The organism is Tsukamurella sp. NPDC003166 (genome assembly GCF_040611135.1).
GTDB lineage: Bacteria > Actinomycetota > Actinomycetes > Mycobacteriales > Mycobacteriaceae > Tsukamurella.
The window spans coordinates 198,557-217,418 of record NZ_JBEXNL010000001.1 but is presented as its reverse complement, the minus strand read 5'-3'; the positions used below and the strand labels follow the sequence as shown (position 1 = coordinate 217,418).

The 18,862-nt window shown below is 70.4% G+C and carries 20 protein-coding genes; 18 read left to right on the top strand and 2 right to left on the bottom strand.

Features of this window, described 5'->3' with window-relative positions; translation table 11 throughout:
• Positions 1 to 91 precede the first annotated feature (91 nt).
• Genes ABZX10_RS01065 through ABZX10_RS01055 form a run of 3 tightly spaced genes read left to right on the top strand, consistent with a single transcriptional unit; the run spans position 92 to position 2,459 of the window.
• Complete coding sequence (locus tag ABZX10_RS01065; RefSeq protein WP_355533610.1) at positions 92 to 463, top strand: hypothetical protein; 372 nt, start codon at positions 92 to 94, stop codon at positions 461 to 463.
• A gap of 33 nt (positions 464 to 496) precedes the next feature.
• Entirely contained in the window at positions 497 to 1,807 is a 1,311-nt protein-coding gene (locus ABZX10_RS01060) for a sigma-70 family RNA polymerase sigma factor (RefSeq protein ID WP_355533608.1), read from the top strand.
• Between the two features lie 25 nt (positions 1,808 to 1,832).
• On the top strand, positions 1,833 to 2,459 hold the full coding sequence (locus ABZX10_RS01055) for a PaaI family thioesterase (protein ID WP_355533606.1): 627 nt from the start codon (positions 1,833 to 1,835) through the stop codon (positions 2,457 to 2,459).
• Here the strand turns inward: ABZX10_RS01055 and rfbC are convergent, their stop codons facing one another.
• Positions 2,460 to 3,029 (bottom strand): dTDP-4-dehydrorhamnose 3,5-epimerase, encoded by a 570-nt coding sequence (gene rfbC / locus ABZX10_RS01050; protein ID WP_355533604.1) that lies wholly within the window; start codon positions 3,027 to 3,029, stop codon positions 2,460 to 2,462.
• Positions 3,026 to 3,895 (bottom strand): glucose-1-phosphate thymidylyltransferase RfbA, encoded by an 870-nt coding sequence (gene rfbA, locus ABZX10_RS01045; protein ID WP_355533601.1) that lies wholly within the window; start codon positions 3,893 to 3,895, stop codon positions 3,026 to 3,028. The genes rfbC and rfbA overlap by 4 nt, the downstream gene beginning before the upstream one ends.
• A gap of 65 nt (positions 3,896 to 3,960) precedes the next feature.
• On the opposite strand from rfbA, the gene ABZX10_RS01040 reads away from it, so the two are divergent.
• The 15 genes from ABZX10_RS01040 (at position 3,961) to ABZX10_RS00970 (ending at position 18,814) form a co-directional block, all read left to right on the top strand.
• Positions 3,961 to 5,013 carry an alpha/beta hydrolase gene (locus ABZX10_RS01040; RefSeq protein ID WP_355533599.1) on the top strand — a complete coding sequence of 351 codons (1,053 nt, stop codon included), beginning with the start codon at positions 3,961 to 3,963 and terminating at the stop codon, positions 5,011 to 5,013.
• Complete coding sequence (locus ABZX10_RS01035; RefSeq protein WP_355533597.1) at positions 5,010 to 5,849, top strand: PaaX family transcriptional regulator C-terminal domain-containing protein; 840 nt, start codon at positions 5,010 to 5,012, stop codon at positions 5,847 to 5,849. The genes ABZX10_RS01040 and ABZX10_RS01035 overlap by 4 nt, the downstream gene beginning before the upstream one ends.
• A 9-nt stretch (positions 5,850 to 5,858) precedes the next feature.
• On the top strand, positions 5,859 to 6,860 hold the full coding sequence (rfbB, locus tag ABZX10_RS01030; RefSeq protein WP_355533595.1) for a dTDP-glucose 4,6-dehydratase: 1,002 nt from the start codon (positions 5,859 to 5,861) through the stop codon (positions 6,858 to 6,860).
• Positions 6,861 to 7,006: 146 nt separating this feature from the next.
• Positions 7,007 to 7,633, top strand: coding sequence for a cholesterol catabolism transcriptional regulator KstR (gene kstR / locus ABZX10_RS01025; protein WP_355533593.1), 627 nt, complete (start codon positions 7,007 to 7,009; stop codon positions 7,631 to 7,633).
• Between the two features lie 131 nt (positions 7,634 to 7,764).
• A complete protein-coding gene (locus ABZX10_RS01020) occupies positions 7,765 to 8,583 on the top strand; it encodes an ABC transporter permease (protein WP_355533591.1) in 819 nt (272 codons plus the stop codon).
• Between the two features lies 1 nt (position 8,584).
• Positions 8,585 to 9,454, top strand: a complete 870-nt coding sequence (locus ABZX10_RS01015) for an ABC transporter permease (RefSeq protein WP_355533588.1) — start codon at positions 8,585 to 8,587, stop codon at positions 9,452 to 9,454.
• Between the two features lie 8 nt (positions 9,455 to 9,462).
• The gene (locus tag ABZX10_RS01010; RefSeq protein ID WP_355533586.1) at positions 9,463 to 10,494 is read left to right on the top strand and encodes an MlaD family protein; all 1,032 of its coding nucleotides are present in this window, start codon (positions 9,463 to 9,465) and stop codon (positions 10,492 to 10,494) included.
• A 1-nt stretch (position 10,495) separates the two neighbouring features.
• The gene (locus ABZX10_RS01005) at positions 10,496 to 11,500 is read left to right on the top strand and encodes an MlaD family protein (RefSeq protein ID WP_355533584.1); all 1,005 of its coding nucleotides are present in this window, start codon (positions 10,496 to 10,498) and stop codon (positions 11,498 to 11,500) included.
• Positions 11,497 to 12,489, top strand: a complete 993-nt coding sequence (locus ABZX10_RS01000; protein WP_355534065.1) for an MlaD family protein — start codon at positions 11,497 to 11,499, stop codon at positions 12,487 to 12,489. The genes ABZX10_RS01005 and ABZX10_RS01000 overlap by 4 nt, the downstream gene beginning before the upstream one ends.
• Positions 12,489 to 13,574, top strand: coding sequence for an MlaD family protein (locus ABZX10_RS00995; protein ID WP_355533582.1), 1,086 nt, complete (start codon positions 12,489 to 12,491; stop codon positions 13,572 to 13,574). Before ABZX10_RS01000 ends, ABZX10_RS00995 begins: the two co-directional genes overlap by 1 nt.
• Positions 13,574 to 14,599, top strand: a complete 1,026-nt coding sequence (locus ABZX10_RS00990; protein WP_355533580.1) for an MlaD family protein — start codon at positions 13,574 to 13,576, stop codon at positions 14,597 to 14,599. The genes ABZX10_RS00995 and ABZX10_RS00990 overlap by 1 nt, the downstream gene beginning before the upstream one ends.
• A complete protein-coding gene (locus tag ABZX10_RS00985; RefSeq protein WP_355533578.1) occupies positions 14,596 to 15,654 on the top strand; it encodes an MlaD family protein in 1,059 nt (352 codons plus the stop codon). Before ABZX10_RS00990 ends, ABZX10_RS00985 begins: the two co-directional genes overlap by 4 nt.
• A gap of 28 nt (positions 15,655 to 15,682) precedes the next feature.
• The gene (locus tag ABZX10_RS00980) at positions 15,683 to 17,770 is read left to right on the top strand and encodes an acyl-CoA dehydrogenase family protein (RefSeq protein WP_355533576.1); all 2,088 of its coding nucleotides are present in this window, start codon (positions 15,683 to 15,685) and stop codon (positions 17,768 to 17,770) included.
• A gap of 47 nt (positions 17,771 to 17,817) precedes the next feature.
• A complete protein-coding gene (locus ABZX10_RS00975) occupies positions 17,818 to 18,603 on the top strand; it encodes a 2-keto-4-pentenoate hydratase (RefSeq protein ID WP_355533574.1) in 786 nt (261 codons plus the stop codon).
• Between the two features lie 22 nt (positions 18,604 to 18,625).
• The gene (locus tag ABZX10_RS00970; protein WP_355533572.1) at positions 18,626 to 18,814 is read left to right on the top strand and encodes a ferredoxin; all 189 of its coding nucleotides are present in this window, start codon (positions 18,626 to 18,628) and stop codon (positions 18,812 to 18,814) included.
• Positions 18,815 to 18,862: the final 48 nt, after the last annotated feature.

The window sequence follows — 18,862 nt, the reverse complement described above, 5'->3', positions numbered from 1 at the left end:
GGACGATGTCGAAACGGGGTCGTCCCGTTCGACGCCTGTACGAGACACGCTCACCACCACAGAAGAAGGACTGATCGATATGCCTCGTTTCATGGGATTCGTACGGATGGCCGAGGGACCCGAGGTCGGCACGCCGCCCCAGGCGCTCTTCGACGCGATGGACGTCTACATCGGCGAGCAGGCCGCGAAGGGCCACTTCCTCGACGGCGGCGGCCTGTACGGCACGGAGGACGCGGTGAACTTCGTCGTGCGCAAGGGCGAGATCACCCGGGTCGACGGCCCGTACGCCGAGTCGAAGGAGGTCGTCGGCGGCTGGTCGCTGCTGCAGTACGACACCGTTGAGGAGGCGATCGCCGCGTCGGAGGAGTTCGCCCAGCTGCACGCCACCCACTGGCCCGAACTGAACATGGTCTCCACGCTGCGGCAGGTCTCCGACGAGCCGCCCACCCCGGCAGAGGACTGACGCGCCGGCGGTGGTCCCGCCTACGCTGGTCGAGTGCCAGCCGGGATCACCGCCGACGCCGGGAGCGGAGCGAGCGGGTCGAAATCAGCCGAAGCGATCACCGCCACCTGGCGGGCGGAGTCGACGCGCCTCGTCGGTGCGCTGACCCGCATGACCCGCAGCATCCAGCTCGCGGAGGACCTCGCGCAGGACGCGTTGGTCGCCGCGCTGGAGCAGTGGCCCGAGACGGGTGTCCCCAACAACCCGGCCGCGTGGCTCATGACCACCGCCAAGCGGCGCGGCGTCGATTCGATCCGCCGCGCCGAGAACCTGCGCCGCAAGACCGAGGAGATCGGTCGCGGCCTGCGGGAGGACGACGGTATGCCCGATCTCGATGCGCAGGTCGACTTCATCGTCGACGACGCGCTGCGCCTGATCTTCCTGTCCTGCCACCCGGCCCTCACCCCCGAGGCGCGGGCGGCGCTGACCCTCCGCGTGGTCGGCGGGCTCACCACCGGCGAGATCGCGCGCGGCTTCCTGGTACCGGAAAAGACCATGGGGCAGCGCATCTCCCGCGCGAAGAAGACGCTCACCACCGCCCGCGCGGAGTTCGAACTGCCCACCGGCGAGGAGCGCACGCGCCGCCTCGACGACGTGATGGCCGTGATCTACCTGATCTTCACCGAGGGCTACTCCGCCACCGCCGGCGACGACTGGATGCGTCCCGACCTCGCCCGCGAGGGCATCCGGCTGGCCCGCATGCTCGCCGAACTCGCGCCGGACGAGCCCGAGGCGCACGGCCTGCAGGCCCTCGTCGAACTGCAGGGCTCCCGCATCGACGCTCGCACGGACGCCGACGGTGCCCCCGTCCTCCTGGACGACCAGGACCGAGGCCGCTGGGACCGGCTCCTGATCCGACGGGGCCTGACCGCCCTGCGCCGGGCCGAGGAGCTCGCCGCGCGGGGCGTCCCCGTCGGACGCTACTACCTGCAGGCCGCGATCGCCGCACAGCACGCCCGCGCCGCGACCCCCGCCGACACCGACTGGTCGCGGATCGCCCGGCTCTACGACGCGCTCGCGCACGCCGCACCCGGGCCGGTGGTGGAGGTCAATCGGGCTGTGGCGCACGGCCGGGCGTTCGGCGCCGGGGCAGGCCTGACGGTGCTCGACGCCGTCGATCCGGCCGCCCTCGGCGACGCGCCGCTCGTGCCGAGCGTCCGGGGCGACCTGCTGGAGCGGGCCGGACGGCATGCGGAGGCGGCGGCGCACTTCGACGAGGCCGCGCGGCGCACCCGCAACGCCGGCGAGCGCGCCCTCCTCGACCGTCGCGCCCACGAGAACCGATCGTTCGACCAGTCCACGTAGATATATTTTGTTGTAGCGTGGTCGCATGAGCGACACCGAAGGCATCGTCGACCGGCGCGCCGAGTTCCCCAAGTTCACGCCGGTCACCCCGCCGCCGTCGTACGGCGCCTTCGTCGAGGCGATGCGCGACCTGATGGACCTCGCGGTCGCCTCCGACGCCGACGACGCCGCCTACGCGCTGGCCGCGGAGCAGATCCGGCGGGCGAGCGCGACGCTCGCGCCGCACCGCGAGGCCACCGAAGCGGCGGGCCCCGCGAGCCGGGTGCCGGAGCTGCCCGGCCGCGGGAATCCGATGCAGATCCCCTGGCGGATGGAGCGTTTCGACGACGACGGGATCCGATCGATCGTGCGCTTCCGGCGGGCCCACCTCGGCGGACATTCCGCAGCCCACGGCGGCATGATCGCCCAGCTCTTCGACGAGCACCTCGGCTGGATCGTCTACAGCGGCGGGCATCCCATCGCGCGCACCGCCTATCTCAAGGTCGACTACCGCAAGGTGACACCGCTCGACACCGACCTCGTGCTCGACGGCTGGATCGAGCGCGTGGAGGGGCGCAAGATGTTCGTCCGCGCCACGCTCGCCACGCCGGACGGGACGCTGCTCGCGGAGTGCGAAGCGCTGATGATCGCGCTCCTGCCGCACAACGCCTGATCAGCCCCTCCAGCGCGGCAGCGCGTCCGCGGCGAGCGCCTGCGCGAGCGTCGGTGCCGCCGTGTCCTTCTCGGACAGGATCGGCGGCACCTCGTCCGGCCACGCGATCGCGAGCTCGCGGTCGAGCGGGTCCACTCCGTGCTCGGCGGACGGGTTGTACTCGGACGAGACGTGATACGCGACGACCGCGCCGTCGGTCAGGGCGCAGAAGCCGTGCCCGAGTCCCTCGGCGAGGTACACGGTGCGATGCCCCTCGGCGTCGAGGCGCACGGTCTCGACCGCGCCGAAGGTGGGCGAGCCGACCCGTAGGTCCACGATCACGTCGAGGATCGCGCCGTGCAGGCACGCCACGAGCTTCGCCTGCCCCGGAGGGACGTCCGCGTAGTGGATGCCGCGCACAGCGCCCACGCGGTTCACCGAGACGTTCGTCTGCGCCACGACGAGCTCGTGGCCGGTGGCCTCGCGGAACGCCGACGCCTTGAACAGCTCGAAGAACTCGCCGCGCGTGTCCGGCCGGACGATGGGGTCCAGGACGAAGGCGCCGGCGATGGACAGCGAGGCGACGTTCATCTGCCCTCCTCGAGCAGTCCGTGCAGGTAGGTGCCGTAGCCGGACTTGACAAGCCGGTCCGCGTGGGAGCGCAGCTGCGCGTCGTCGATGAAGCCGCTCCGCCACGCCACCTCCTCGGGGGCGCCGATCTTGGTGCCCTGCCGCTGTTCCACCGCGCGGACGTACCCCGTGGCGTCGGCGAGGGCGTCGAAGGTCCCGGTGTCGAGCCACGCGGTCCCGCGCGGCAGCACCTCGACGGCGAGCCGCCCCTCGTTCAGGTAGTGCCGGTTGACGTCGGTGATCTCGAGTTCGCCGCGCGGCGAGGGCTTCAGGTTCCGCGCGACCTCGACCACCGACGGGTCGTAGAAGTACAGGCCGGGCACGGCGTACGGCGACCGTGGATGCTCCGGCTTCTCCTCGAAGCCGACGGCGCGACCGGCACCGTCGAACTCGATGACCCCGTAGGCGCGCGGATCGGCGACGCGGTACGCGAAGACCGCACCGCCGGCGATCCCGTCGAAGCGCCGCAGCTGCGAGCCGAGGCCCGGACCGTAGAAGATGTTGTCGCCCAGGATGAGCGAGACCGTCTGGTCGCCGATGAAGTCCGCGCCGAGCACGAAGGCCTGGGCGAGGCCGTCCGGGCTCGGCTGCACCACGTACTCGATCCGCACACCGAACTGGGAGCCGTCGCCGAGGAGTCGCCGGAACTGCTCGGCGTCGCCCGGCGTCGTGACGACGAGGATCTCCCGGATCCCCGCCAGCATCAAGGTGGAGAGGGGGTAGTAGATCATCGGCTTGTCGTAGACGGGGAGCAGCTGCTTGCTGACACCGACGGTGATCGGGTGGAGCCTGCTGCCCGTGCCGCCGGCCAGGATGATCCCTCGCATGAGCCGACTCTATCGGACTGCATATCTATCGCTTGGTGACCGATCGCATCGAGTACGATCGTTTTATGAAGAAGCAATGGGCGATCGCGCTCGTCGCCGTTCTCGCTCTGTCGCTGGGTGTACGGATCGTGGTCTCGAACACCTTCGCCTTCGACGAGCAGCGGGTGCGCATCCCCGTCACCGATGCGGTCGCCGCGGGCGGCACCACGCCGGACGCGCACACCGGTGGCCGACTCGACGGCGTGCTCACCACCCCGAAGGGGAGCTCGGACAGGCACGGCCTCGTCGTCTTCGTGCACGGTGACGGACCCGCGAACGCGTCCCGCGACGACGCCTACCGGCCGATCTGGGAGGCGTTCTCCCGCGCCGGGTACGCGACGCTGTCGTGGGACAAGGCCGGGGTCGACGGTGCGCCGGGGAACTGGCTCGACCAGTCCCTCGCCGATCGCGGTGCCGAGGTCGCGGCCGCGCTCGACTGGGCACGGACGCGGCCGGAGATCGACCCGACGCGCATGGGCGCGTGGGGCGTCAGCCAGGGTGGCTGGGTGCTGCCGCCGATCGCGGCGAAGCGTACGGACCTGCGCTTCCTGATGCTCGTCGGCGCGGCGGTGAACTGGCTGCGCCAGGGCGAGTACAACCTCCTCGCGGACCTGCGGGCCGCGTCCGAACAGGAGAAACAGCGAGCGCTCGACCGGCGCGCGGCGGACATCACTCTACTCGAGCGCGGCGCCTCCTATCGCGAGTACCTCGATGCGAAGGTCGACCCGAACCCGATGACCGAGGACCGTTACGGCTTCGTGCTACGCAACTTCCGCGCGGACGCGACCGGGGACATCGCTCGCATCGGCATCCCCGTCCTCCTGCTCCTCGGCGGCGCCGACCGCAACGTCGACACGGCCGAGACGGCCCGCGTGTACGCCGCGACGATGCGCCCCGGCCTCCTCACCGAACGCGCCTTCCCCCGCGCGACGCACAGCCTCACCCGCGACGACATCGAGTACCGCAGCGACGACCCGCGGGTCATCGCGGGGGCGGTTCTCGCGCCGCGGGAGATCTACGCGCCGGGGTACCTCGACGCGCTCACCGACTTCGCCGCTCGGCAGGCGGCAGTCCGATGATCGGCGCCCCGATCTCCACGCGATCCCTCGTCGAGTCCCTGCTCCGCGAGGACGCGACGATCGACGCGGGAGAACTCTACGCGGTCGCCGAGGTCCTCGGGATGGGCGATCAGCAGGTCCGGCTCGCGGTCAAACGCCTTGTGACCGAGGGCCGCTTCACCTGTGTCGGGCGGGGTCGCCGGGCCGTGCTCACCGCGACCGACGCCACGCGCGCCGACATCGAACCGGATCGGGCGCACGTCGAACTCGCGTACGCGCAGGACCGCGGCGAGGCGCCCTGGGACGGGGTGTGGCACCTCGCGGGGTTCGCCGTGCCGGAGGCCGAGCGGGAGGCTCGGGCCGTCCTCCGCGAAACGATCCGCGCGCTCGGGGGCGGCCTCGTGCACGGCGGGCTGTACGCCTCCGCCCACGCGTGGGAGGACGAGTTGCGGGGTGCCGCCCACGCCATCGGCGCGAGCGAGTTTCTGACCACCCTGAGCACCGCCGACCTCGTGATCGGCGGCACCCGCGGCGCCGCTGCCGCGCAACGGCTGTGGGACCTCGATGATCTGGCCGACGGGCACCGTCGGCTCGCGGACACCGCGGCCGAGGCACTCGACCGCGCGCCGCATGCCGCACACCCCGAACGGCTCGCGCTCACCGTCGGGCTCGTGGCCGCGTTCGACCGCGCACACGCACCGGACCCTCTACTGCCGCCGGAGCTCCTCCCCCGGGACTGGACCGGCGCCCGCGCCCGCGACCTGGCCCGTCGGGCCTGGTCGACGCTCGCCGCCGCGGAGGCCGACTCGCCGATCCGGCTCTTGCGCTGGTTCGACGCGCCCTTGCAACCCCACTAGCCTGTTCCCATGCACATCGTGGTCACCGGCGGCGCCGGGTTCATCGGCGCGAACTTCGTCCGCCGGACCGTGGCGACCCGCCCGGACGTGCGGATCACGGTCCTGGACGCACTCACCTACGCCGCCAACGAGTCCTCGCTGGACGAGGTGCGCGAGCGGATCGACTTCGTCAAGGGCTCGATCGTCGACCCCGCGGTCGTCGACGAGGTCGTCGCCGGCGCCGACGCGGTGGTCAACTTCGCCGCCGATACGCATAACGACAATTCGCTGAGCGATCCGTGGCCCTTCCTGGACACCAACATCCGCGGCACGGCGGTCCTGCTCGACGCCGTGCGCCGGCACGACGTCCGGCTGCACCACATCTCGACCGACGAGGTCTTCGGCGACCTCCCCCTGGACACCCCGGCGCGGTTCACCGAGGACACGCCGTACCGCCCGTCGAGCCCCTACTCGGCTTCCAAGGCATCGTCGGACCACCTGGTGCGGGCGTGGGTGCGCAGCTTCGGCGTGCGGGCCACGATCTCCAACTGCTCCAACAACTACGGGCCGTACCAGCACGTCGAGAAGTTCATCCCGCGGCAGATCACCAACATCCTCAGCGGGGAGCGCCCCAAGCTCTACGGTGCGGGGGCGAACGTCCGCGACTGGATCCACGTCGACGATCACAACGATGCGGTCTGGACCATCCTCGACCGGGGCGAGATCGGCGAGACCTACCTCATCGGGGCCGACGGTGAGCGGTCCAACCGCGAGGTGCTCCGCACCCTGCTCGAGGTGATGGGCCGCCCGGCGGACGACTTCGACGTCGTCCCCGATCGCGCGGGGCACGACCTGCGGTACGCGATCGACTCGAGCAGGCTCCGGCGCGAACTCGGCTGGGAGCCCGCGCACGCCGATCTGGATGCGGGCCTGCGCGACACCGTCGAGTGGTACCGGCGCAACCGCGCGTGGTGGGAGCCCGCCAAAGCCGGCGTGGAGGCCGCCTACGCGCGCCGGGAGACGGCGCGCTGACGCCGGAAATCGTGTGATCTTCGACCGAACCACCGCGGAAAGCACAGGTCCGGCACGAAAACCTGTTTCAATTGTCGCGACATCAGACGCGACCGACCGCCCGGACCATCGACCGGCGGCCGACGAGATCCACGAGGTGACCACCCATGCCGCCCGAAGGCACCCCCGCCGCTACCGCCACCGCCACCGCAGTTCCACCGCGGGAGGACCTCGACACCGCGGGGCAGCGCGAGCGGCGCAAGCGCATCATCGACGCCACGTTGGCGCTGGCCCGCAAGGGCGGCTACGACGCGGTGCAGATGCGCGCGGTGGCGAAGAAGGCGGACGTCGCGCTCGGCACGCTGTACCGGTACTTCCCGTCCAAGGTGCACCTTCTGGTCGCGGGACTGGTCAGCCAGTTCGAGCGGGCGGGCGAACGGATCGGGAAGGCGCAGATCCCCGGCGACACCTCCGCCGAGCGGCTGATGTTCGTCCTGGACCGCAACACCGAGGCGCTGCAGCGGGCACCACTGCTGACCGAAGCCATGGTGCGGGCGTTCATGTTCGCGGACGCGACGGCCGCCGCCGAGGTGGAGCGGGTCGGCCGCCTGCTGGAGGACATGTTCGCGCACGCGCTCGGCGTGGAGGACCCGGACGATCGCCAGCGCGACACCTTCCACCTCATCGCCGATGTGTGGATGGCGAACCTCGTCGCCTGGGTGACGCACCGCGCGTCCGCAACGGAAGTGCAAAAGAGGCTCTCGGTCGCCGTCGACCTTCTGATCAAGGACTGACGAACTACCTGTTCGCGGCAGGTTCTCAACCGAAAAACTGAAACACGTACTAGTTTTGCCCCGGCAGTTGATACGCTCCTTCCGATAATTGAGGGAGAGGGACAGACGATGGCGCGTTCGTCAGGCACGGCATGAGGGCCGCGGCGCTGTACCGGCTGTATCAGTTGGCGGCGATCTTCACCAAGAGCCTGTCCACGGTAGGCCGGTCGGTCCTGTTGGCCGGGCAGATCATCATGTGGACGGTGCGCGGCGTCCTCAAGCGGAACTTCGCGGTCGGCGAGACGATCACGCAAGCGGTCACCTTGCTGCGAGTGACAACGCTGCCCGCGATCCTCGTCGCGATCCCGTTCGGCGCGGTGGTCTCGGTGCAGGTCGGCGCACTGGTCGACACCGTCGGGGCGAACTCCCTGGTCGGCGCGGCCAGCGGCATCGGCATCATCCGCCAGGGTGCGCCGCTCGCCACCGGCGTATTGCTGGGCGGCGTGTGCGCCTCGGCCATCGCGGCCGACCTCGGCTCCCGTACGGTGCGCGAAGAGCTACAGGCCATGCAGGTCATGGGCGTCGACCCGATCGCCCGGCTCATCGCGCCCCGGATGCTCGCGCTGATGCTCATCGCACCGATGCTGCTGGTGGCGATCGTCGCGGTCGCGATGGTCGTCGCGCTCACGGTCTCGGTGTGGCAGTTCGGGCTCAGTTCCGGCGGCTTCTGGTCGTCGTTCGGCGCCTTCTCGGCACCCTCGGACCTCGCCTTCGCCGTGCTCAAGGCCGAGACCGGAGCGATGATCGTCGGCCTGGTGGCCGGCCTCCGCGGGTTGGAGGCCTCGGGCGGCCCGCGGGGCGTCGCCGACGGTGTGAACTCCTCCGTGGTGCTGTCGATCACGCTGATCTTCCTCTCCTTCCTGGGACTGACGCAGCTGCAGACGATGTTCTTCCCGAGTCAGGTGGCCTGAGATGACCACGAACGCACCCGCTCCCGTCGAGAAGCCGACCACCACGCCGAAAGGTAGCGCCCTCGCGTCGGGCCCGGCCGGGCTCGTCGCCCGGATCGGCGAGGCCGTCGTCTTCGTCGCGCAGTCGATCTACCTGGTCCCCCTCGCGCTCAAGAAGTACCGCGGGGAGACCTCGCGGGTGCTCAAACAACTCGCGTGGGGCCGCGGATCCGTGATCGTCGACGGCGGCGTCGTCGTCATGATGGTCATCCTCGGCGCCGCCAGCGGTGCCGCGGTCGCGATCGAGGCCTACGCGGGCCTGAACCTCATCGGATTCGGTCCCCTCACCGGCGTGATCGGCGGCCTCGCGAACATCCGCGAGATGATCCCCATCTCCGCGGGCATCGGCTTCGCCGCGCAGGCCGGCTGCCGGATGACCGCGCAGATCGGCTCGATGCGGATCGCGGAGGAGATCGACGCCGTGGAGGCGCTCGGTATCCGATCGATCCCGTACGTGGTCAGCACCCGCCTGATCGCCGGCATCGTCGTGGTACTCCCCGCCTACCTGCTCACGCTGCTGCTCAGCTTCCTCACCTGCAAGCTCATCGTGGTCGTCTTCCACGGCCAGGCGCAGGGCACCTACAACCACTACTTCGAGCAGTTCCTCAGCCCCGGCGACATCGCGCTGTCCACGGTCAAGGCCGTGGTCTTCTGCGCGGCCGTCACGATCATCCATTGCTACTACGGGTACTTCGCCAAGGGCGGCCCGGAGGGCGTCGGCCTCGCGAGTGGGCGCGCCGTGCGCGCGAGCCTCGTCACCGTGCTGACGCTCGACTTCATCATGACCATCGTGATGTGGGGCATCACGCCCGAGATCGTGTTCAAGGGTTAGGGGGAGCCGTGTACGAATTGCTCGGTGGCACACCGCAACGCCAGCAGCGGGTCTTCTTCGTCGTGGGCGCCGCGACCGTCGCGGTCATCCTGGTGGCAGCCCTGACCGGCTTCATCTCCTCCCGTATCCCGGCGTCGGACAGCCGCCTCGCGGTCACCGTCGAATCCGCGGACGTGGGCCCCGGCGTGAAGGCGGGCACGCGGGTCACGCTCCGCGGTGTCCCGATCGGTGAGGTGCAGTCCGTCGTGATCCCCCGCGCGGGCCAGGCCAAGGTCGCGGTCCGGCTGGACCGCGGGAGCATCCGCGGCCTGACCGACGCGCTGTCGGTGCGGTACCAACCGGGCAACTACTTCGGCGTCACCGAGATGGCGCTGGTTCCGGGGAAGGGCGGCGAGGACCTGCGTTCCGGCAGCACCCTGCGCCCCGTGTCGAGCAACGACACCATCTCGGACCTGCTCACCCGGAGCGCGGTCTCCGTCTCGGGCGTCATGACGCCGAAGCTGATCGAGGTCACCAAGAAGGCCACCTCGTACACGCAGGCCATCACCCCGCTGCTGCAGGTCGCGTTCTCCGTCGAGCAGCAGAACGCCCTCACCGTCAAGGTGCCCATCGCGACCACGTTGCGCACCGTGCGCACCACGCTCGACGGGGTGCCGGGCCTGGTCGAGGGCGCCTTCGAGGGCTGGTTCGTCCCGCAGATGCGCGGCGGCGAGGCCGCCGGCACCCTCGATTACACCGTCAACAACTACGACAAGATCGACAAGACGACGACCCTGCTGGGAACCGGCTTCTTCACCCCGCTCGCCGACATGTTCGGCTCGCACGAGGCCGAGTTCACGTCCGGCACCGTCCTGCTTCGCGTCGTCATGGACAGCACGACCAAGGTGATGCGCACCGTCAGCGTCCCGCGCCAGATCGTCCCGTTGATCACCGGCCTGAACAACGCTTTCATCACCGTTCCGGAGGGCACCGCACTGCGCATGAACATCATCGCCGACCGCATCCCGGCAGCCGCCTCCGTGCTCGAGGGGGGTCGCTGACATGCGCGCGAAGAACACCCGCGCTGCCGTCACCCTGGCGATCGCGCTCGTCGTCACGCTGGTCATCGCCGCGGGGATCTTCGCCGCGCTGCGCAACCCGGCGGGCGGCGAGACCCGCGACTACCAGGCGCACCTGTCCGACGCGTCGGGCCTGCGCGTGGGCAGCGACGTGCGGCTGCGCGGCGTACTCATCGGCAAGGTCACCTCGGTCGACGTCCGCAGCACGGCAGACGGGAACGGCAACGAGGCGGTGGTCGGCTTCTCGGCGCAGAAGGACCACCCCGTCACCTCGACCACTCGGGTCGCGGTCAAGTACCGCAACCTCACCGGCGAGCGGTTCATCGAGGTCCAGCCCGGCTCCTCCGCCGGCGGCGTGCCCACCACGACGATCCCGATGGGCCGCACCACTCCGTCGTTCGACATCACGACGCTGTTCAACGGTCTCGCGCCCGTGCTGCGCACGTTGAGCCCCGACGACGTCAACGATCTGACCCGCAACCTGCTCGGCCTCCTGCAGGGCGACGACACCACCGCGGCGCAGACCTTCGGGGCGATCGACAAGATCACCGCGAACCTGGCCGACCGGCAGACCGTGATCAAGACCCTCATCGACAACGTCACCCGGGTCGCGAACATGATCAACGACTACTCGCCGCAGGTCGTGGAATTCATCGTCAACTTCGACCTGCTGCTGACGAAGGTGCTCGAGAACCTCGACGAGTTCCGGCGCACCGCCACGTACGGGCCCGGGTTCGGCGCCGCGACGAACCGGGTGCTCACGGCGCTCGGCCTGTCCAAGGACCTCGACGTGGAGAACCTCGTCCGCACGGCCTTCAAGGATCCGGGCGCGGCCGTCCAGGCCATGAGCAAGCTGCCCGGGCTGTTCACCGGCGTCGCCGCGCTCCTCGGCGCGCCGCCGGCGCCGTGCTCGAAGGGCACGGCGCAACTCCCGAACAAGGTCACCGTGCTGACCGGCGGAACGAATGTGACGGTGTGCCTGAAATGATCTTCACCGGACGTCCGCCCTGGCGCGGACTGGTCAACCGCAGCACGCGGATCGGCGCGATCGCCGTGGCCGTTGCCCTGCTCATCACGGCGGGCCTGGCGTACGTGTACCTGCGCCCGCCCGGGCAGAAGGAGCTCACGTTCGTGACCCAGGACGCGGCGCTCATCAAGCCCGGTGTCGAGGTGCGCGCCGCGGGCGTGCGCATCGGCTCGATCTCCGCGGTGGACCTGCGCAAGGACGATGTCGAGGTGACGGCCCGCATCGACGACTCCGTGTTCGTGGGCGACCAGACCTCCGTCGCCGTCCGCATGCTCACCGTCGCCGGCGGCTTCTACGTCGCGGTCACGTCCGCGGGCCGGGCGTCCCTGGGCGACAAGCCGATCCCCCGCACCCGGGTGGAGCTGCCGTACAGCATCGGCGACCTCCTGCAGGACACGCCCGAGAAGCTGGTGCCGGTCGACCGGACGCAACTCGCCGCGTCGATCAAGGCCCTGAGCACGGGCCTCGACTCGAACCCGGGATCCGTCGACAACATCGTCAAGGGCGTGAACTCGCTCATCGGGCAGCTCACCGACCAGCGCGACCAGGTGGGACGCATCGTCAACATCAGCACGCAGTACACCACCGACTTCGCCAAGCAGCGCGAGACCATCATGAACATGATCCACAAGGCGTCCCTGGCGATCGTCACGCTCGATCAGACCGCCGCGAACTTCGGCATCGCCTACCAGGGCCTCGCCGGGATGTTCGGCAAGATCAAACCCTTCCTCGACCTGTATTGGAAGTACCGCGACACCCTCGGCGACGCCTTCACGAAGATGGAGTCCGCGCTGAAGACGACCAACGTGACCATCCCCGCGATGATCGGCGAGCTGCAGAAGGCGATCGACACCATGCAGAAGACCCTGGAGAAGCAGGGCAAGCCCATGTCACCGGACACGGTTCTGGCCAGCCGCCTCTGCTTCCCGACGGCGACGGTGAGCTGCTGATGCGCCCCGCGAGGATCTCCCTGATCGCGGCGGCCGCCGCGCTCGTCGCCGCGACGGTACCCACTGCGATCGGCACCGCCGCAGCCGCTTCCACCACCCAGTGCGCCTACCTGGCCGACGGCATCGGCCTCTACCCGAACAACGACGTCACCCAGATGGGCGTGAAGATCGGTTCGGTGCGCACGGTCGAGCCGAACGGCGACGGCGTGAAGGTCACCTTCGACGTGTCCGGCCGCACCCTTCCGGCCACCGTGAAGGCCGTCACCCGCTCGACCTCGATCCTCGCGGACCGGTCGCTCGAGTTGGTCGGCAACTACTCGTCCGGCGCGACGCTCTCACCCGGCACGTGCATCACCCGGGACCGGACCGCGACGCCGAAGTCGATCTCCGAGACCACCTCCGCCGCAACGCGGCTGGTCGACTCGGTCACCGAGGGCGGCGCCTCCGCGGACCTCGGCAAGCTGCTGACCCGGCTCGACACGGAGGTCGGCCCGTCGGTGCCGCCGCAGGCCGCGCGCTCGCTCACCAATCTCTCGACGCTGCTCAGCGATCCGGCCGGCTTCCTCGGCGATGTGACGACCGTGGTGAGCGACATCCGGCCGTTGATGCAGAGCATGGACTCCCAGTGGAGCGAACTGCTGCTCACCCTGCAGCACGTCGGCAACGTGCTGGACCAGTACGGCAAGGTCACCTTCCCCGCAGTATCGGAGATCTTCCAGACGCTGCCGGTGTTCTTCCTGGTGGGCGACGACGCGATGCGCCGCTACGGCGACATCCTGCGCCCCGGCGGCACGATGGCGGCCGACGCCGTGCGGCTCGCGGCGACCGGCGTGCGCTCGAACGAGGCGCTCGCCCGGACGCTCCCGGTGTTCGGCTCGCAGATCGCGCCGTACCTGCCCCGCGGCGGCGACGAGGGCCCCGTGACGGTCGCCGGGGTCCCCGTCACCACGGTCGCCACGAGCGATCCGGCGAAGCTGTGCGCGAGCATCAACGCCCAGGCGCCGGGGAGCTGTTCGGTCGTCGCCGGGAAGGCGCAGACCGCCACCGTCAACCTGCTCCAGCTGCCCCTGCAGGGAGGTCGATGATGTTCGGCACTCGGAAGCCGGTCCGCTGGCTCCCCCGGTCCGCCGCCGCGGCGATCGCGCTGACGGCGGGCGTCGTGCTCGCCGGCTGCACGGTGAGCCCGGCGAACATGGACATGCGCAACCCGATCGGCGACAGCGACCAGTACGACGTGAAGCTGCAGTTCGCGGACGTCCTGAACCTTCCCATCGGCGCCCGGATCTCGCTCGGCGGGCTGACCGTCGGCCGGGTCAAGGCGGTGAACCTCGGTGAGGACGCGGCCACCGTCACCGTCCGCGTGGACAAGTCGGTCGAGCTGCCCTCGGACATCCACGCCTCGGTCCTGCAGGACACCCTCCTGGGTGAGGCCTACGTCCGGCTCGAGGCGCCGGAGACGCCGAGCGCCTCCGCCACGCCGCTCCGCGCGGGATCCGTCGTGCCCCTGACGCAGACGAGTCCGCCCCGCTCGGTGGAGAGCACGCTCACCATCCTGGCGGACTACTTCGGCAGCGGCTCGGTGCAGGAGATCAGCCGCACGATCAACCGGCTCAACACCGCGGTGCCCAAGGACCGCCCGCAGTTCGAGCAGCTCTCCGATCAGCTCAGCCGCGATGTCACGGGCATCGGGTCGTCGACCGCCGAGGTCAATCGGCTGCTCGACTCCGCCACGGAGATGGCGGACCGGCTGGCCAAGCAGGAGAAGAACTTCAAGGACACGTTGTCGCCCTATCACCTCAAGTACTGGAGAAACCAGGGCAAGCTGATGTCGAACATCGGCGTCCTGCTGCCCGCAGTCGGCGGCATGCTGCAGCAGGGCTCGTGGCTGATCCCGCTCATGAACAGCTCGTCGGACCTGTTCGAGCTGCTCACGGCCGACATGGTGTCGCTGGGCACGGCGATCCACGTCGGGTCGATCCTGGTGAACAAGAACCTCGTCCCGTTCCTCAATAAGCCCGTCGTCAAGATCGATTCGGTGACCGGCGCGAGCGGGCAGGACCTCTCGCCCGGCACGGTCAAGGTCCTCCGACTGATCGGACAGGCACGATGACCCGTTCCGGAATCGCTTCCACTCTCGGCCTGATCGCACTCGTCGTCGTGTCGGTGCTCCTGCTGGGACAGCAGGGCGTGCAGTGGCTCTCGCCCTCGGGGCAGCGCACCGCGTACATCCAGCTGACCGACGCCAACGGGCTGCAGGAGGGCTCCCGCGTCCTCGACCGGGGCGTCGAGGTCGGCAAGGTCCGCGCCCTCACGGTCAACGCCGACCGTGTCGAGGTCGAGGTCCGCTACGCCAAGGACACCCGGATCACCTCCGGCGCGAAGGTCCGGGTCCAGAACCTGTCGGGGCTGGGCGAGACCTACCTGACCATCGCGCAGGGCGACGGTGCACCGATCCCCGACGGGGCCCGCCTCGAGGGCGTCGTGGACACCGCGGATTCCACCGTCGGCGCGCTGTCGAGTTCGCTGTCGCGCCTGATGAAGCAGCTCGACCCCGCGACGGTGCAGCGTCTACTCGCGCGCGCTGACGAGGCCCTACCCGCCGGCGAACAGACGGTGCCCACGATCGATGCCGGCGCGCTGCTCACCGCGACATCGATCCTGCGGCAGCTGCCCGACATCAAGGACCTCATGCAGTCCTTCAACTCGATCACCCCGCGCGCGGGCGATGTCGGCGCACTGCTGCTGAGTCTCGACCAGCCGTTGCGGACCTTCGGCAAGGGCTACGGCGAGATGGCGCCGTACTCCGTGTCCTACATCAGCCAGGGCGACTACCCGAACGTCATCAAGGACGGCATGCTCGAGCTGTTCAAGATCATCCAGAACTTCGAGGATCGGTCGGCGTCCAGCGTGCAGTACCTGTCCGACCTGATGCTCCCGTCGGTGCGCGCCATCGCCGAGCCCCTGTCGACCATCAACGGCGGCGCGCTGCTCGACACGGCGCTGTCCTCCGTCCGCGGCCGCACCGGCGCAGTGACACTGCGGATGGCACCGTCGGGCGCCCCCGCGGGAGCGACGGCCGCCAAGCCGTCCGGCGCACCGTCGAGCACCGCGCCGGCGACCTCCGGAGCCGCCGCACCGTCCAGCACCCCTGCCAAGCCCCGCTGACGCGGGACCCAAGGAGAACCCGGAGACCATGGCCCTCGCGCTCACCGATGTCCAGCTCGCCCTTGCCGATTCGATCCGCGATTGGGCGGACCGCGCACACCCGGTCGACGCCGTCCGCTCGGGCGACTCCGGGGCCGTCGAGAAGGCATGGCGCGGCCTGGCCGACATCGGGGTCTTCGGGATCACGCTGAGCGAGGACCTCGGCGGGTTCGGCGGGACCGCCGACGATGCGGCCGCCGCCGTCGAGGCCGCGACCACCGTCCTCGCCCCCGGGCCGGTCGCGGGCACCGTCGCGGTCGGGGTCCTCCTGGAGCATCACCTGCGCGGGACGGACCGGCTCGCGGGCGTGCGGGCCGCACTCGCCGCTGGGGAGGCCCGTGCGGCGCTCGTCGTCGACGGTGACGGCTCGCTCGCACCGGACGCCACCCCCGGGTCGCACCTCCTGATCGCTTCCCCCGAGGGCGCGTGGCACCTGCTGCCACCCGGGCACCCCGGGGTCGTCGTGGAAACCGTTGCCGGGCTAGATACCTCGCGACCGCTCGCGCGGATCCACCTGGAGACCCCTGCCTTCGGCGACGACACCCTGGTCCCCGGCATCACCTCGGACGACGCTCGCGCGGCGCTCGCCGCGTTCGCCGCGGCGGAGGCCGCGGGGGTCGCCGCCTGGGCGTTGCGCACCGCCGCCGAGTACGCCAAGGTCCGCGTGCAGTTCGGCAAGCCGATCGGCTCGTTCCAGGCGATCAAGCAGATCGCGGCCGACATGCTCTGCCGCTCGGAGCAATCCGCAGCGCTGGCCTGGGACGCCGCGCGATCCCTCGGGAGGGGCCCGGAGCACCTGCTGGCCGCTGCGGTCGCGGCCGCGGGCGCCCTCGACGCCGCGGTGGAGAACGCCAAGGACGCGATCCAGGTGCTCGGCGGCATCGGTTTCACCTTCGAGCACGACGCACACCTGTACCTGCGTCGCGCGACCGCGCTCCGGGCGATGCTGGGTGATTCGGCGCGCTGGCGCACGCGCGCCGCGGAACTCGCCCGCTCGGGCGTGCGCCGAGGCCTCGACTACGAGGTGGACGGTGATCACGCCGGCGCTGCGGCGGAGGTCGCGGGGATCGCGGAACTCCCGGCGGACGAGCAACGGCGCGCACTGGCGGAGTCCGGACTACTGGTGCCGCACTGGGATCCGCCCTACGGCCGCGGCGCGGGCCCCGCCGAGCAGATCGTGTTGGACGGTGCGCTCGACGCAGCCGGGATCGAGCGGCCGACGCTCGTGATCGGCGCGTGGGCCGCGCCCACCATTCTCGAGCACGGCACAGCCGAGCAGGCGGAGCGCTTCGTGTGGCCGACCCTGCTCGGCGAGATCAGCTGGTGCCAGCTGTTCAGCGAGCCCGAGGCGGGTTCCGACCTGGCGTCGCTGCGCACGAAGGCCACGCGGGTCGAGGGCGGCTGGTCGCTGACGGGCGAGAAGGTGTGGACCTCGCTCGCGCATGAGGCGGACTGGGCGATCTGCCTGGCCCGCACCGACCCCGACGCACCGAAGCACAAGGGCATCACCTACTTCCTGGTCGACATGCTGTCCGATGGCCTGGATGTGCGGCCGCTGCGGGAGATCACCGGCGACGTCCGGTTCAACGAGGTGTTCCTCTCCGACGTCTTCGTCCCCGACGACTGCGTCGTGGGCCCGGTGAACGGGGGCTGGCGGCTAGCCCGCACGACTCTCGCGAACGAGCGGGTCGCGATGAGCGGATCGGGCCTGGGCGCCCGCCTCGAGGCGCTCATCGCCGATCCGGGCGCGGACGCCGACCTCGGCCGGCTCGGCGCGCTGATCACCGAGGCGGCGTCCTGTTCACTCCTCGACCTGCGGGCCGTCATCGCCAGCGTCGGCGGCCAGGACCCCGGCGCCGCGTCGAGCGTCCGCAAGCTGGTGGGCGTACGGCACCGTCAAGCGGTCGCGGAGGCCTGCCTGCGCAGCCTCGGTCCCGACGGTGCCGTGGCCGGCCCCGAGGACCCCGCCGATGTGCGGTACGAGTTCCTGCTCACCCGCTGCCTGTCGATCGCGGGCGGCACCGAGCAGATTCTGCGCAATGTCGCGGCGGAGCAGTTGCTGGGCCTCCCGCGCTAACCAGCGGTTCCGCACCGCGCGACTGGAACCTGTTCTAGTATTCGAACATGGACGATTCCGCCATCTCCGCCGCCGCCGACGCGCTCGCGGGTGCCTACACGGCGCGCACGCCGATCGACCCGATCATCGGACGGTTCCCCGGGGCCACGATCACCGATGCCTACCGCATCCAACAGGAGCAGGTGCGCCGCTGGGAGGCCGACGGCGACGTGGTCAAGGGCCACAAGGTCGGGCTGGCGTCACTCGCGATGCAGCGCCAGATGAACGTCTACGAACCCGACTTCGGACACCTGACGGCGTCGATGTTCCACCTGGAGCAGATGCCGATCGACACATCGGCGTGGATGCAGCCGCGGATCGAACCCGAGATCGCCTTCGTCCTCGGCCGCGAGCTCAGCGGTCCCGGCGTCACGGTCGCCGACGCGATCCGCGCCGTCGACTTCGTGGTGCCCGCGCTCGAGGTCGTGGACTCCCGCATCAAAGACTGGAACATCTCCATCGTCGACACGGTCGCCGACAACGCCTCTTCGGGCGGTGTGGTCCTGGGCAGTCGCCCCACCCGCCTGCACGACGTCGACCTGCGCACCGTCGGGTGCACGTTCCGGATCGGCGGCGAGCAGGTGGGCACGGGAGCCGGCGGCGCCGTCCTGGGTTCGCCCATCAACGCCCTGGTCTGGCTCGCGAACACCGTCGGACCGCTCGGCACCGTCCTGCAGCCCGGACACGTGGTACTCCCCGGCTCGATGACGCGGGCCGAGCCCGTCCGCGCCGGCGATGTCGTCGTCGCGGACATGGGCCCGCTCGGGTCCGTCACCGCGATCCTTGCCCCCTGACCCCGCGAACGAAAGGCACATCATGAAGATCATCATCGGCGACGCATGCACCGGATTCGGCGTCTGCGAGGGCATCCGGCCCGACGTCTTCGAGGTCAACGACGAGGGCTTCGCCGAGGCCACCGACGAGGGCCTCACCGACGCCGACCGCGAGGACATCGAGTACGCGGCCAGTCAGTGCCCCACCCAGGCCATCCTCATCCAGGACTGAGAACCGCTCCGTCGGCGAATCCGTCCGATCCGCCGGGCCGACCGGCGG